The organism is Mycobacterium asiaticum, assembly GCF_001673315.1.
Taxonomy (GTDB): Bacteria; Actinomycetota; Actinomycetes; order Mycobacteriales; family Mycobacteriaceae; genus Mycobacterium; species Mycobacterium asiaticum_B.
Window position 1 is genome coordinate 13,110 of record NZ_LZLQ01000033.1, and the last position, 14,323, is coordinate 27,432.

A 14,323-nucleotide genomic window follows, 5' to 3' on the forward strand; every position below is an offset into this window, starting at 1 on the left:
GATGGCGGAACCCACCTACCGCGCCTGCGAGATCCTGGCTCGCTTCCTGGTCCTGGCTACCGGAACCCGGATCACCTACCTGGGCGAGGAGAACATTCCCGAGCGCGGCGGGGCGGTGATCGCCATCAACCACACCAGTTATGTGGACTGGTTGCCCGCCGGGTTGGCAATGCGCCGGCGGGGCCGTCGATTGCGGTTCATGATCAAAGCCGAGATGCAACGAGTGAAGATCGTCAACTTCTTGATCGAACAGACGGGTGCCATCCCAGTGGATCGCAGCTCTGGAGCCGACGCCTACGCCTGCGCGGTGCAGGCGTTGCGGGCGGGCGAGGTGGTGGCGGTCTATCCGGAGGCCACGATCAGCCGCAGCTTCGAGCTCAAAAAGTTCAAGACGGGTGCGGCGCGGATGGCCATAGAAGCCGATGTGGAGATTGTTCCGTTGATCGTGTGGGGCACACAGCGCATCTGGACCAAGGGACGTCCGAAGCACCTGGGTTACCACCGGGTCCCGGTGACCGTGGCAGCTGGGCCGTCGATACATGCCACCGACGACATCTCGGCCACCAACGAAGTGCTGCGTGAGTCGATGAACGCTGTTCTGCATCGGGTCCAGGAGAACTATCCGCATCCGGCGGGCGAGTACTGGGTGCCGAGCCGTCTTGGCGGTAACGCCCCAACAATGGCGGAAGCAGCGAAAATGGATGCTGACGAGGCCGCGGCGAAGGCCGTCGGCCGGGACCGCGGGAGACGCGGTAGGGGTGAAGGAGACGTAACCGATGGCTGAGCCAGTCTTCCGGATGTTGGAATTCCTTGTTCCTTCTGCCGTCGCGTTGAACGGAACCAAGATCACGTACTACGGCCTGGAGAACATTCCCGCCAGCGGCGGCGCCATCGTCGCCCTCAATCACACCAGCTATGTGGACTGGATCCCGGCGTCGCTGGCCGCCAAGGAGCGTAAGCGGCGGCTGCGGTTCATGATCAAGGCCGAGATGCAGGAGGTGAAAGCGGTCAACTACGTGATCAAGCACATCCAGCTGATCCCGGTGGACCGCACGCAAGGGGCCGAGGCATACTCCGTCGCGGTTCAGCGCCTCAAGGAAGGTGAGCTCATCGGATTGCATCCAGAGGCGACCATCAGCCGAAGCTTTGAGCTGAGGGAATTCAGGACTGGCGCGGCCCGGATGGCCGTCGAGGCCCAAGTGCCGATCGTCCCGATGATCGTCTGGGGTGCGCATCGGATCTGGCCCAAAGATCATCCAAAGAAGCTGTTGCGAAACAAGATTCCGATCACCGCGGCAATCGGGCCACCCTTGCAGCCCGGGCGCGATCCCGATGCGCTCAATGGCACACTGCGCCAGGCGATGGAGGCGATGCTGTACTGGGTGCAGGAGCAGTACCCGCATCCCGAAGGGGAGTACTGGGTGCCGCGACGGCTGGGTGGCAGCGCGCCGACCCCGGACGAGTCCCGAGAATTCCGCATCGCCGAATTGGCCGAGCGGGCACAGAAACGAGCGCAGGACGGCGTGGCGTCGAAGAGGCGGAAAGAAGGCAACCCCCGCTGACGACACCGGCCGACTCTGACCAACGGATCCTATTGCTGAATCAGCCTGCACTCATTGGGTGCGACGTCGACGGCACCCTGTTCACCGATGACGAAACCCTCAGCCCTCGCACGCGTGCGGCAGTACGTGCCGCGGTCGACGGTGGCGCGCACTTCGTGCTGGCTACCGGCCGACCACCGCGCTGGATCCGGCCCGTCGTCGATGCGCTGGGCTTCGCGCCGGTGGCGGTGTGCGCGAACGGTGCCGTGATCTACGACCCCGGACAAGACCGGGTGATCTCGGCCCGCACGCTGGGCGTCAACACGTTGGCAGCCTTGGCCGAGATAATCCAGCGGGCCATCCCTGGCGCCGGGCTCGCGGTGGAACGGATCGGGGAGCGGGCGCATGACACGGCAACCCCGCAGTTCGTCAGCTCACCCGGCTACGAGCACGCCTGGCTCAATCCCGACAACACCGAGGTGTCGGTCCAGGACCTGCTCAGCGCGCCGGCGATCAAGCTGCTGATCCGCAAGGCGGGGGCGTCCAGCGCGGAGATGGCTGCGGTGCTGGCCCCGCACGTCGGCGACGAAGGAGACCTGACGTATTCCACCAACAACGGCCTGCTCGAGATCGTGCCGCGGGGCGTCAGCAAGGCCAGCGGTCTTCGTGAAGTTGCCGGGCCACTCGGGATCGGAGAAGACGAGATGATTGCCTTCGGCGACATGCCCAACGACGTCCCGATGTTGCTGCGGGCCGGCAGGGGCGTGGCGATGGGCAACGCACATCCCGACGCGGTGGCCGCGGCCGACGAGGTGACGGCCCGCAATAGCGACGACGGTGTCGCGCGGGTGCTGGAGCGTTGGTGGTCCTAGCCGTGGATGCGGCCGGGATGTGGGAGACTGCCCGCGGGTAGCGAAGGGACCGGAGGGTAGCTAGTGGGGTCAGAAGAAGACCCGCGGGAAGGTAACCAGCCCGCGGAGGGTGGGTCCGACGACGACCTCGAGGAGATCGAGCGCAAGAGAGAAGCCCGCGCGGACGGTGTCACCGAGCAGTTCGATCTCGAAGAAATCGACCGAACACGCAAGACCGCTGCTGAAGGCTCATCTGACAAAAGCAACGACCCGCCGGAGAAGCGCAGCCCGCGGAAGAGTTCGCTGGGCGCGAACCGCATCGCCAAGGACCCGGGTAAGGTGCCCGACTCTCCGCCCAAGCTCAAGCCCCTGGGCAGTGTCCAGTTCCAGGACGCCGCCACCACCAAGCCGCGCCCACCCACGCCGGCGGAGTTGCGCGCTCGACGGAAGTACGAAGACAAGCAGCGCGAAATCGAAGAGGCGCGACTCGCTGCCGAGGCCAAACGGCGCAAGCAGAAGCGGATCCTGATGGGTTCGGCTGCCGCGGTGGGCGTGGTGGGCCTGGTCGCGGGCGTCGGGTACTGGTTGTTGTCGCCCAGTCATGTCACCGCCCAGTGCGTCCGGGACGACCCGAGTGGTCAGCCGGTGATCGTCCCCGACAGCTACTGCACCGGGCACACTCCGGGTCTCAATGGATTCTTCTTCTGGGGCGGGCACTCTTACCGGTACTACTACGGAAGTTCCGGGTCGGTTGGCCAGCGGCCGATCGGTGGCTCGACTTCGGCCCCGAAGGGGGCCACCGTTACTACCAAGTCGGGCACCACAATTCAGCGCGGGGGCATCGGCGGCAGTGGCGGCAAGGGCGGCGGAGGCTCGTGAAGCGGGGCAGGACACCGCCGCGGCCGAACTGGCAGTCGATCGTCGAATCGCAGGGCCTGGTCTACGGGACGCCTGCGCGCGACGCCGGCGGTGCGGACCGGCCGTACTGGGACGAGTCGGTTTACTACGAATTCGAGATGGACGAGATCCTGGCCCTCGAAGCCGATGTTGAGCTACTGCACTCGATGTGCCTCAATGCCGTCGAGCAGGTGATCCTGATGGAGCGGTACGCCGATTTCGGCCTGCCGGAATGGAGTTGGCCCCATATCGCCGAATCCTGGCGCCGGTCCGACCCACATGTGTACGGCCGCTTTGACTTGCGCTACGACGGGCGCCGGCCGGCGGTATTGCTGGAGTACAACGCCGATACTCCGACCACACTGCTGGAAGCCGCCATCTGCCAATGGTATTGGCTCAAGGACAAGTTCCCCGGGGACGATCAGTGGAACTCGTTGCACGAACAGCTTGTCGACCGTTGGCGGGCAGTGCGAGATCTGTTGCCCAGCAACGAACTACACTTCTCCTGGTCTGGCGTCGAAGCCACCGGCGAAGATCAGATCACTACCACCTACATGCAGGAGACGGCCGCGGAGGCCGGCTTTCAGACCGTCGGCCTGCTGATCGAGGACGTCGGTTGGGACTCCGCGCTGGAGCGGTTCGTCGATTTGGAAGAAGACCCCATTCAGGCGATCTTCAAGCTGCACCCGTGGGAGTGGGTACTCGACGACCAGTTCGGCAAGTACGTGGTTTCCACACTGCCGCAGACGATGTGGATCGAACCGCTGTGGAAGACGTTGCTTTCGAACAAGTCGATCCTGGCCGTGCTGTGGGAGATGTATCCCGGTCACCCCAACTTACTGCCCGCATATCTCGACGACCCGCACGAACTCACCGAGTACGTGCGCAAGCCCAAACTCGGGCGTGAAGGCGCTAACGTCACCGTCGTCGGCGCCGGCATGGAGACCGCCACCGGCGGTTTCTACGGCGAGGAGGGCTTTGTCTACCAACTGCTGGACCCGCTGCCGGAATTCGACGACATGCGTCCTGCCCTGGGTGCGTGGGTTGTCGGCGACACCTCTGCGGGTCTCGGCATCCGTGAGACTGCCGGACTCATCACCGACGACGGCGCCGCCTTCGTTCCGCACCGAATCCCGCTCAGGTAACCGAAACAAGGGAGTTGATCTTCGATGACGACAAGCGTTGTAGCGCTGCATTCGGGAGACTACTGGACGCGGCTCGGCAGTGGCGCCGCGGCCATCGTCCTTTATTCGATTCTTGGGCTCGTGTTGATGGTGGTCGGGTTTTACGCGATCGACCTGACCACGCCGGGTCCGCTGCGCAAAATGGTCAACGCCGGAAAGCCCAACGCGGTCATCGTGGCCGCCGCCGGGATGGTCAGCATGGCGCTCATCGTGGTGCTGGCCATCTATTCGTCGTCGGGCAAGCTCGCTGAAGGGTTGCTGGCTTCGGCGGTCTTCGGGTTGGTGGGCATCGCGGCGCAGGTGTTGATGATGCGGATTGCCACCGTGGTGATCGGCATCGACATGGACGTTTTGTTCGAATCGGACGAGTACCGATGGGAATCGCGGATTGTGGCGGCAGCGCAATTCGCGCTGGGCATTATCGTGGCGGTCGCGATCCTCTGAGCCTGCTACCCGGTGGGCCTGATCGAGAGCGCAAGCTGCTGTGGGACGTAGTTGAGCAGTAGTGGGGCGAGCCCCATGAAGGGCGTGCCGAAGACGGTGGCCTCGATGTCAGTTGGCGGGGGGAACCCCAGGGGTGGGGCATAGCCCGGCACTCCAACCGTCGCGGTCAGATAATGCGGTTGCACAAGCAGCCCGTCGAATGGAACGTGGGGCGTGATCGCAATCGTGTGGGGGAGTGGAATTGCGATGTCAGGCACCGGTATGACGATGCCCGGCGGTATCACGATGTCCGGAAGGGGATATACGAAGTCAGTAAGACCGGTCGGCACCAGGATCGTCTCGTCCACGATCACCTGGCCGTTGAGAAAACCATTGAGAATGTTGGCCGGAGCGTCGACGAGGGTACTGATCGCTGCCACCGGGTTGCCCGTCGTTATCGCCTGGTTGAAAGAGACCAGACTGGCGGTGAAGGCGTCGAGTGCCGCGAACGGCGGGCCCGCCAGCGCATATGTGGTAATCAACGGCACACTGTAGGTGAGGCTGACGAATCCGGTTTGCGGGCTGAGCAGCGGAGCTACGACTCGCGCTTCAACATCGGTGGCGGTCAACGCATTCAGTACATTGGTGAAATTCTGCGATATCTGTCTTGGGATGGATGGCGGCATCAGGTCGGTGAGATATTGCGCTTCCTGACCGGGAATGTTCAGGATGGTGAAGAAATCATTAAGTGGGCCAAGCAATTTGGGATAGGCCGTGCCCGTCAGCGTGAGTGTGGTGGCGTCGAAGTTGATCGAGTAATTACTCACGTCGTAACCGGTGATCAGAAGCTTTCGATACGCGTCGGCTAGCTGCGCGATCGCGCCGTTGTAATTGCCTGTCGTGACGAGTGTCTGGAACGACGCCTGAACGCCCGACGCAAATGCGGGCAGTCCGGCCACCAGGCCGCTGAGCCCGCTGCTGGCCGACGTGAAGAACGTTTGGGCAAAGCCGGCCTGGGTGTTGACGAACTGCTGGACGAAGGACGCCGCGTTGAAAGACTGCAGTTGCTGGAAAGCTGCCTGAGCGGTCGTCGGCAGATTTGCCAAGATCGTGGGGAAATTTTGGATCGTACTGGCGAAGGCGGTTGCCGTCTGCTGTGCGTAACCCAACTGGTTGGCCAGGAATTGCCGCAGGAACGGGAACGGATTGGCGGTCCAAGCACCGCCGAGCGCCTGCAGGTTGTTGACCGTGTTGGAGAAAAGTTGGACGTACGCCCCGCCCGGGGTGGCGGCGGCACCGGGCGCGTTGACCAGAGTGCCTGTGGCGTTGGCGATTTCGGCGCCCACATAGGCCGCCGCGCTGCCGCTCATGAGGCGGACGAACTCCGCGTGGAATGCGGCGCTTCGAGCGCTGACGACCTGGAACTGCTGACCGAAATCCGCGAACATATTCGAAACAGCGACCGACACCTCATCGGCCGCCGCGGCGGCCAGGCCAGTTGTGGGGCTCGCCGCTGCGGCAGTCGCCTGTTCCAGCGTGGAGCCGACACTGGCTAGCTTCTCGGCCGCCGTCGTGACCCATTCCGGCGTTGTGACCACGAACGACATGGTCGTGTCCTCTCGACTGACTTCCCCCAGTTGCCTGTGCCCGTCAGACAGATTTGAGCTTAATCTCGCGCACCTCCGAGCGTCGGCGAATCGGCTTATTGATCCGGCTACCCGGCGAAATCCCGGGTCACGAACAGCAGGTGGACGAGCACCACTTGAGCGAAGAGCATTGCGAGCCCGGTGCCCAGAATCAGCGCTTTGCCCCGGCGATGATCGGCATAAATGAGCGCCAGGGCTATGTAGATACACAGACACGGCAGCGCATACCGATGTACCGCTACGAAACTGCTGTTGAGCGTGAAGAAAACGAGCGAGCACAGACCGAAGATGCCGAGCGGAACACCCTTGCCGCGATACGCGCAAAGCAGGTAAACAGAGCAACTCAACAGCAACGCGAGGCAAAGCAGCGGAATCGCGTAGTTGACCACGATGTCGTTGTCGATCGGGCGCCTACCCGCGACAGCAAGGACTGTTTCACGTGCCGAACGGAATATGGAATAGGCGAAGTTCGGATCGAACGAAAGATAACCCCACGCTTTGGTGGATTTGTAGGCAGTGAACATACCGAAGAAGTCACCGCGGACGGCCAACAAGTAGCACCCGTAAAGCAAGAACCCAGCGGGCGCCAGCAAGAAATAACCCAGGTTGCGGTTGACGGCTTTCTTGACGTTCCATTCGTACGCGCGAAAGTATTCCAGCCCGCACAGCCCGACAAAGAGGAATGCCGGGAGTCGGGTCGCGGTGAGGAGGGCGAGGGCAACGGCCATGAACGCCCAGCGCCGTTGCAGCGCGAAAGCATAGGCCCAGAACCCGACAGCGACAAAGACTGCTTCCGTGTAGAACAGATGCAGGAAGACTGCGGCAGGCGCCGCGAGGAACAGCGCGACGGTGACGTAGCGAAATTCTCGAAGCTTGAATTCACGCGAAATGGTCAAGAGCGCGGCGATGGCTAGGGCAAGGGCGACAGTGTTTACCAAGAGGCCGAGCAGCGGATAGGGAATGCTGTGGAGGGTCAGCGCCGAGCCGGTACCGACAATGAGCGGGAATAGCGGATAGAACGCGGCCGACGCGGGATTGATTTGGTAGCGCTCGTTGAGAATATTCAAATACCATTGCGCGTCCCACTGCATGGTGTGATCGAAGATCCCCGACCGATCACTGGACAGAAGCGCACCGATGAGTGTCAGCAGCGCCTGCCACGACACGGCAAGAAGCAGAGCGGTCGCTGCGTCGGAAAGACGTGCGCGGGTTCGGCGAACTGGTGCCGGTGTCTGGTGTGCCGGTTCCGGAGCAGTTGTCTCGCTGGGGGCCGCCAGCGTGAGCAGTTGTTCGGACTCGATCCGCACACGCCCTCCCTCGGTAAGCGCCGGTACGAAGTCCCTGAGGCTACCGAGGCGCCGCATTAACCGCACTTGATACCCACTTGCGCGGGGAGTCACACCTTGTCCGGCATTAGACGCGGACAGGGGCTGCCAGGTTCCATCCTCAAAGCTGTTGCACTGCATGGGGATTTGCGTCTCAACTTGTCGGGACCGAGCGGTATTATTCGAACATGCTTTCGAGTTCTCGTGAGGAGATTGACGAGGTCTTCGACGCACTCGATACCGACGCTGATCGGTTCTGTGCGTTGACTTTCGACGCGATCACCACCCCGGAGCGGTTGCGGGCGTTGGAGCGGTTAGAACAGGTGAGCCGCCGCCTACGCAGCCCGCAGCACACCCTGATCAACGAGGTCGGCGCCCAGGCCAGCGCTGAAGAGTTGGGCGGGACGCTGCGGGGTGCGTTGGCGGACAGGTTGCGGATCACCAAAGCCGAAGCCAGCCGCCGCATCGCCGACGCCCAAGACCTCGGGCCGCGCCGCGCCTTGACCGGGCAACCCTTGGCGCCGGTGCTCAGTGCGACCGCTCAGGCCCAGCGCGAAGGCTTGATCGGCGACGGGCACATCAAAGTCATCCGCGACTTCTTCGACCACCTGCCCGCCACCGTGGACGTGTTCACCCGCGAAGCCGCCGAAGCCGACCTGGCCGCCAAAGCTTGTGAATACCGGCCCGATCAGGTCGCCACATACGCCCGCCACCTGATGGACCTGCTGCACCCCGACGGCGACTTCTCCGACGGGGAACGCGCCCGCAAACGCGGCCTGACCCTGGGCGCCCAGGACGCCGATGGCATGTCCCGGTTGACCGGCGTGATCACCCCCGAGTTACGCGCACTGCTGGAGGCTGTCTGGGCCAAACTCGCCGCCCCGGGCATGTGCAACCCCGACGATGAGGCTCCACGCGTGGACGGCGAACCCGACGAGGAAACCGCCCGCCGCGACACCCGCAGCACCAGCCAACGCCACCACGACGCCCTGGTCGCCGGGATCCGCGCGCTGTTCGCCTCCGGCGATCTGGGTCAGCACCGTGGGCTGCCCGTGTCGGTCATCGTCACCACTAGTTGAAGGATCTGGAAGCCGGCACCGGTAAAGCCCGCACCAGCGGCGACACCCTGCTCCCCATGACCGACCTGATCCGCATGGCCAGCCACGCCCACCACTACCTCGCGATCTTCGACGGCGCCAAACCCCTCGCGCTCTACCACACCAAACGCCTGGCCTCCCCCGCCCAACGGATCATGCTGGCCGCCATACACGGTGGCTGCACCAAACCGGGCTGCGATGCCCCGGCCTACCACAGCGAAGTCCACCACGTCACCGGCTGGACAACCACCGCCCGCACCGACATCACCGACCTCACCCTGGCCTGCGGCCCCCACAACAGACTCGCCGAAACCGGATGGACCACCCGCACCAACACCCACCACCAAACCGAATGGCTACCACCACCCCACCTCGACCACGGCCAACCCCGCACCAACAGCTTCCACCACCCCGAGAAACTCTTCACCGACGAAGACGACGAGAAAGACGACGACGACGAAGATCCCTAGCTGCGCAACGACTTCGGCGGCACCGTGCACGCAGCCAACGAGGCAGCGTCGATGGTGCGCGGGCGGTAAGGCAATGTCGCCAGCCGCTTCGACATCACCGCAGCCGGGTCGCCATGCAGCTGACCGGAAAGGCCGGAGAGAAAGGCCCACTCGTGTTCGTTACTACCGAAATACACGACAGTAGAGAATGTTTCGTGGAAGCGACGCCAGGACGACCGCAATGTCTCGTTTCGCCACAGCGTCGGGCAGCCGGCCTGGTCGACCACCACCCGGCCGATCTCACGGCACCTGGCCAGGAAGCCGGTGTCGTACAGACGGTTGTGCTGGGCCGGCTCGATGCGCTCGTCGGGTAGGTCGACGATCACGATGTCGTAGGGGTCCGAGCAGTGCTCCACGAAGTCCCAGCCGTCGCGGTAGTGCATGTGGACCGAGCCCAGTCCCTGTTCGGCGCTGCGCAATTGGTCGACCGAGTAACCGTACGGCAGGTGTTCGGCGCATAGCCGGACCGCTTCGCGATCGATATCGACGTGGTCGACGTGCGTCGCCCCGGCCGCGATCGCGAGTTGGCTCACCACACCTTCCCCGGAACCGATGACGAGCACCCGTCCGATCCGATCGGCCAGCAGTAGCGCGGGCACCAGCAGCGCCTCGTGATAGACGAGTTGGCTGAACTCGGTGCTCTGCCGTTCGTCGTCGCTGAACAACGCGACACCTTGCGGGGTTCGGCCGATGACCAGGTGCTGGTATTCGGTCCGGACTTCGCAGATCACCTCCGAGAGCCACCAGTTCCTGGTCATTCCCGGTGCGAGCGGCTCGGCGATTGTCCGGCCGGTACTGGCAGCGGCACCGAAATATGTTGGCAGTGGCGGAAATCCATTGAAATCCACCGACCCGTAGCTCGCGGTGTAAGCGCCCGCATCTTCGATCTGGACGGAATCACCAGGCCGTAGCGTCACCGGTAGCGGGTAGTCGCGGTATAGCACGTCATCCCCGTCACAAGTCGGCCCCGCGACCACGGCATCGCCGGCCGAATCCCCATCGCGTCGGGTCCGCAGCCGATACCGGATGTACTCGTTCTCGGTTTCCGCAAGCCCCCCATAGCGACCAATGTCGAGATACACCCAGCGGCGACCGTCGGTGCCGGTGCGCACCGAGACCACTTCACACTCGATACGCCCGGCTGAACCCACGATAGCGCGGCCCGGTTCCAACACCAATTGCGGTGCGCGGGAACCGAAGTAACGGTCCAGCGCCGAGGTAATGGTGTCCGCAATCACCTCGATCGCGGGCGCGTCCCCCGCGTACGGCAGCGGAAACCCGCCACCGACATTGATAGTCGGCAATTCCCCGAATATCTCGGCTACCGTAGCAGCGCAGCGAATCCCGATATTCCACGCGTCCGGATCGAGTTGCTGTGATCCCACGTGAAAGCTCACACCCTCCGGCGCCAGGCCGAGCTCCCGCGCACGGCTCAACAGCGTCGCGGCTTCCTCCGGCGTGCAACCGAACTTATGCCCGAATGGCGTAATCGACGGCGGAAACAGCGGCGCAACACGACATTCCACCGCAGCGCCGGGCGCGTGCTCGGCCAGCACCGCAAGATCATGCGCGGTGTCGAAGGCGAAGCGCCGAACTCCCGCTCCATAGGAGTGCAGCACCGCCGTCGGTTTCTTGATGGTGTTGCCAAAGGTCAACCGGCGGCCCTCGATTCCGACCGCTACGCAGGTGTTGACCTCACCCACCGACGCGACGTCGAACTCCGCTCCCTCGTCGGCAAGCAGCCGCAGGATGGGTGCAGCTGGATTCGCCTTGACGGCGTACCGGATCCGCGCGCCAGGCAGGGCAGCTTGCAGGGTACCGAAATTGCCGCGGACGCGATCGAGGTCGATCGTCAGATAGGGCGTCTCCGGCACACGTGGCAGATTAGCGCCGGCTCAGTTGGGCGGATGGGCCGGCAGCGAGAAGTGCTCAGGCGGCACCTCCGGCCCGCTCGGTGGTTGGGTGGAAAGCGGTGTGGTGATCCCGTCCATGACTTCGGTCATGTTGCCGGTGAGCCGCTCGAAATTCAGCGTCCCGTGCTGGAAGTTCTGCGTGATCCGCAACGGCTCGTGGATCTCCGCGCTGGTGGGCAGCCCGAGCGGGCCGCGCTCGTAACTCTGCGCCGCCCAGGCGTCATAGATGGCGCCGGTGACAGGCTGGGCACCGGTGTCGGGTGACCAGTACATCGCGCCCTTGGCAAACGTGGCGAACCGCGACGCACCGGCGCCGTCGGCCTCCGGTGACGTCGGAGCGCCCAGCGCGCTGGTCATGCCGCCGATCGCCTGCCAGTGCTGATAGATCGCCCCACCCTCCAGTGCCTTGATCAGCTCCTCCGGCGGGTCATTGAAATGCGCTGCGATGTCCCGGATTTCGTCCATCAGGGCATACGCGGCGTTACCCGGGCAATCGGTGTTCCCGACGTCGCGGTGCGTGAAGATGGTCGGGAGCTTCGCGATCGCACCGCCCGGATAGGTGGTGTAGGAGCTGCCCGCTGAGACCAACTCGACGCTGCCCTTCGGGTCAACGTCGGCCATGCCCAGCCGCCAGCCCAGCAGCCGTCCGACAGCGCGGATCTGCGAGGGGGTGGGTGCCACGTCGTCGAAGTTGCCGAGCATGGCCACACCCCAGGTGTCCTGGTTGAATCCGCCGGTGTGGAAGGCCTCCACCGGTTTGGTGAGTCCGCCGGCACTGCCCTCGAAAATCTGACCGTACTTGTCGACCATTGCGTTGTAGGCGATGTCGCACCAGCCCAGCGTTTTGCTGTGGTAGGTGTAAATGGCCTTCACGATGCCGGCCGATTCCAGCGGCGAATAGTCGTTGCTGCCCGCGGTGTGGTGGACCACGGCGGCACGCACGGCGCGGTCGTATTGCGGGCTACCGCATCGCAGCGATTCGTCGGCGCCCCATTCCGCGCGACTGATGACGGGCGGCGCCTGTCCCGGCATGGTGACCCCGGTCGGCGGCGTCCAGTGCGTCTCGGCGGGTGCCAATGGCGGGGAAATGAGGATCGCGGAAATGTTCTGCCCGAAGGGTTGTTCCTTGGTGACCGGTCGATAGCCCAGGCCGGCCGGCTCTCCGGGGGCGGGTGGTGGTTGGGTCGTCGGCGCGCCCGCTGGCCGGGTGACCGCAATCTGCACCGCCGTGGTGGTGCCGACGAACACCGGATCGGTGCTACGCGGATCTGCCGTGGACGCCGCCCCGTCGGGTGCTGACGTCTGGAATTCGGCCTGGTACCAGGGGCCCCACGACCCGTCGGGCCGTTTGGCGCGAACTCGGCTAGCGGTGCCGGCCAGGTCACCGGTAAGGGCGACCAGGGAAAACGGTGTGTCCTGAGTCAGCTCACGCACCGTCACGCCAGCGCCGAGTCCGATCAGCGGCCGTTCGGTGAGTTGCGTGTCGCGGGTGGGTGCCGGCGGATGAGTGCCGATCGGGGGTCGTATCAAGACCCAGGTGACGATGACGACCGTCGCCAGAGCTGCGGTGAGCAGCATCGTCGGGGCGCGTCCGCGGGGCACCAGGCGATGTTACGCATGTGACTAGTGTTTCATATGGGGCGACACGGTCCGAGCGCCGGAAAACCTGTCGACGGCACCGCAGAGCATCTCCGCGGTGCCGTCCAGCGACAGGTTTGTTGGGGTTCAGGACAGGTTGGTTGACCTGTCTAGACGGGCGGTGCTTCTGGTGTGATCGCCGCCGGCACGGCCACCGGGGCGGCCGGAGCCGCGGCTGCGGCGGGTATTGCGGCCGCCGCGGGTACCCCGGGCACTGAAGGCACCGCGGGGGCCGCCGGAAGGCCGGCCGCCGCGGCAGCACCAGGCAGCGCAGCAGGCAGCGCGGGCGCACCCGGTACCGCGGGGACGCCGGGCAGCGCAGGTGTCGCACCGGCCGGAGCTCCCGCTGCACCACCCTGGACGCCCTGCATGATCGCCGGCATCACCAGACCCTTGAGCAGGTCGATCGCCTGGCTGGCACCCAACTGGTTGGCCGCCTGCATGAGGTCGTTGACCAGGCCGCCGCCTCCGCCACCGCCGCCGCCGCCGCCGGTGGCGACCGGGCTGAGCGGTGCCAGGCCGCCGCCGCCACCGCCCAGGCCCGAGGTGTCGCCCAGGATGGGGTAGGTACCGTCCACGCCCGGGTCCAGGCCGACGGGCGCGGAGATCGGCACCTCGCCGGTGCCGGTCGCGGGACTCAACGCCGAAGGGCTGGTCAGGCCCGGCGCCACCCCGGTGGGGCTGGTCAATGCCGGGTTGACACCCGTGCCTGTCGCCGCGGTCGGCGGCGTCAGCGTGGTGCCCGGCAGGGCCAGCGAGCCGGGTGTGCTGGGCGCCAGGCCGGGACTGGCCAGGCCGGGACTGGTAAGGCCCGGGCTGGCGAGGCTTGGGCTGGTCAGGCCAGGGCTGGTGAGGCCGGGGCTGGTCAGGCCGGCGCCGCCGAGTCCGGGGCTGGCCAAACCGGGACTCGTTCCCAGGCCGGTACTGGCGCCACCGCCGCCCAATGCCGGGACCGGTGGCAGGTTGACGCCGAACTGCGACAGCCCCTGCGACAGGGCGCCGATCAACTCGTTGGGCAGGTCGGCCACGCTCGCCGCCCGCTTGAACTCGTGGTGTTCCACCGGTTTGGTGTCGGCAGTCGACTCGTAAACAAGGAAATAAGCGCAAGGACTTGCGACGGCCAGGGCGGCGACCGCGCTCATGGTCTTCGAGAGCTTGCGACGGCGTCGGTTCGGCACGGAAGTCTCCTCAATCTGGATTATGTGGAGTCGGGTCGTAGACCCACAGGACCGATGGTACGAGTGAGATTGTTGTGACTAGTGTGGCGATACCGAATCGTGAGGGGAGCGGTTCACAGGT

General features: G+C 64.8%; 11 protein-coding genes and 1 pseudogene. 7 read left to right on the forward strand and 5 right to left on the reverse strand.

Features of this window, described 5'->3' with window-relative positions; all coding sequences use genetic code 11:
- Position 1: 1 nt before the first annotated feature.
- The 6 genes from A5636_RS06020 (at position 2) to A5636_RS06045 (ending at position 4,917) form a co-directional block, all read left to right on the forward strand.
- Positions 2 to 784 carry a lysophospholipid acyltransferase family protein gene (locus A5636_RS06020; protein ID WP_065157797.1) on the forward strand — a complete coding sequence of 261 codons (783 nt, stop codon included), beginning with the start codon at positions 2 to 4 and terminating at the stop codon, positions 782 to 784.
- The gene (locus A5636_RS06025) at positions 777 to 1,562 is read left to right on the forward strand and encodes a lysophospholipid acyltransferase family protein (protein WP_065157798.1); all 786 of its coding nucleotides are present in this window, start codon (positions 777 to 779) and stop codon (positions 1,560 to 1,562) included. Before A5636_RS06020 ends, A5636_RS06025 begins: the two co-directional genes overlap by 8 nt.
- 35 nt (positions 1,563 to 1,597) lie before the next feature.
- Positions 1,598 to 2,413: a Cof-type HAD-IIB family hydrolase gene (locus A5636_RS06030; RefSeq protein WP_065157825.1), complete on the forward strand. Its 816-nt coding sequence runs from the start codon at positions 1,598 to 1,600 to the stop codon at positions 2,411 to 2,413.
- 63 nt (positions 2,414 to 2,476) lie between these two features.
- Positions 2,477 to 3,271, forward strand: a complete 795-nt coding sequence (locus tag A5636_RS27095) for a hypothetical protein (protein WP_253900510.1) — start codon at positions 2,477 to 2,479, stop codon at positions 3,269 to 3,271.
- The gene (locus A5636_RS06040) at positions 3,268 to 4,434 is read left to right on the forward strand and encodes a glutathionylspermidine synthase family protein (RefSeq protein WP_065157799.1); all 1,167 of its coding nucleotides are present in this window, start codon (positions 3,268 to 3,270) and stop codon (positions 4,432 to 4,434) included. The genes A5636_RS27095 and A5636_RS06040 overlap by 4 nt, the downstream gene beginning before the upstream one ends.
- A gap of 24 nt (positions 4,435 to 4,458) precedes the next feature.
- A complete protein-coding gene (locus A5636_RS06045; RefSeq protein WP_065157800.1) occupies positions 4,459 to 4,917 on the forward strand; it encodes a DUF350 domain-containing protein in 459 nt (152 codons plus the stop codon).
- A 5-nt stretch (positions 4,918 to 4,922) separates the two neighbouring features.
- Here A5636_RS06045 and A5636_RS06050 read toward each other — a convergent pair whose 3' ends face one another.
- Both A5636_RS06050 and A5636_RS06055 read right to left on the reverse strand, forming a co-directional pair.
- Positions 4,923 to 6,503 carry a PE family protein gene (locus A5636_RS06050; protein ID WP_065157801.1) on the reverse strand — a complete coding sequence of 527 codons (1,581 nt, stop codon included), beginning with the start codon at positions 6,501 to 6,503 and terminating at the stop codon, positions 4,923 to 4,925.
- 107 nt (positions 6,504 to 6,610) lie between these two features.
- On the reverse strand, positions 6,611 to 7,849 hold the full coding sequence (locus A5636_RS06055) for a hypothetical protein (RefSeq protein WP_065157802.1): 1,239 nt from the start codon (positions 7,847 to 7,849) through the stop codon (positions 6,611 to 6,613).
- A 206-nt stretch (positions 7,850 to 8,055) separates the two neighbouring features.
- Between A5636_RS06055 and A5636_RS06060 the strand changes: the two are divergent.
- Positions 8,056 to 9,434, forward strand: a pseudogene (locus A5636_RS06060) (HNH endonuclease signature motif containing protein).
- Here the strand turns inward: A5636_RS06060 and A5636_RS27100 are convergent.
- From A5636_RS27100 to A5636_RS27105, 3 genes are all read right to left on the reverse strand, one after another.
- Positions 9,431 to 11,347, reverse strand: coding sequence for an alanine racemase (locus tag A5636_RS27100; protein ID WP_065157803.1), 1,917 nt, complete (start codon positions 11,345 to 11,347; stop codon positions 9,431 to 9,433). The pseudogene A5636_RS06060 and the gene A5636_RS27100 sit on opposite strands and share 4 nt — an antisense overlap.
- Before the next feature lie 21 nt (positions 11,348 to 11,368).
- Positions 11,369 to 12,964, reverse strand: coding sequence for an LGFP repeat-containing protein (locus A5636_RS06070; RefSeq protein WP_065157804.1), 1,596 nt, complete (start codon positions 12,962 to 12,964; stop codon positions 11,369 to 11,371).
- 170 nt (positions 12,965 to 13,134) lie between these two features.
- Positions 13,135 to 14,202, reverse strand: coding sequence for a hypothetical protein (locus tag A5636_RS27105; RefSeq protein ID WP_253900511.1), 1,068 nt, complete (start codon positions 14,200 to 14,202; stop codon positions 13,135 to 13,137).
- Positions 14,203 to 14,323: the final 121 nt, after the last annotated feature.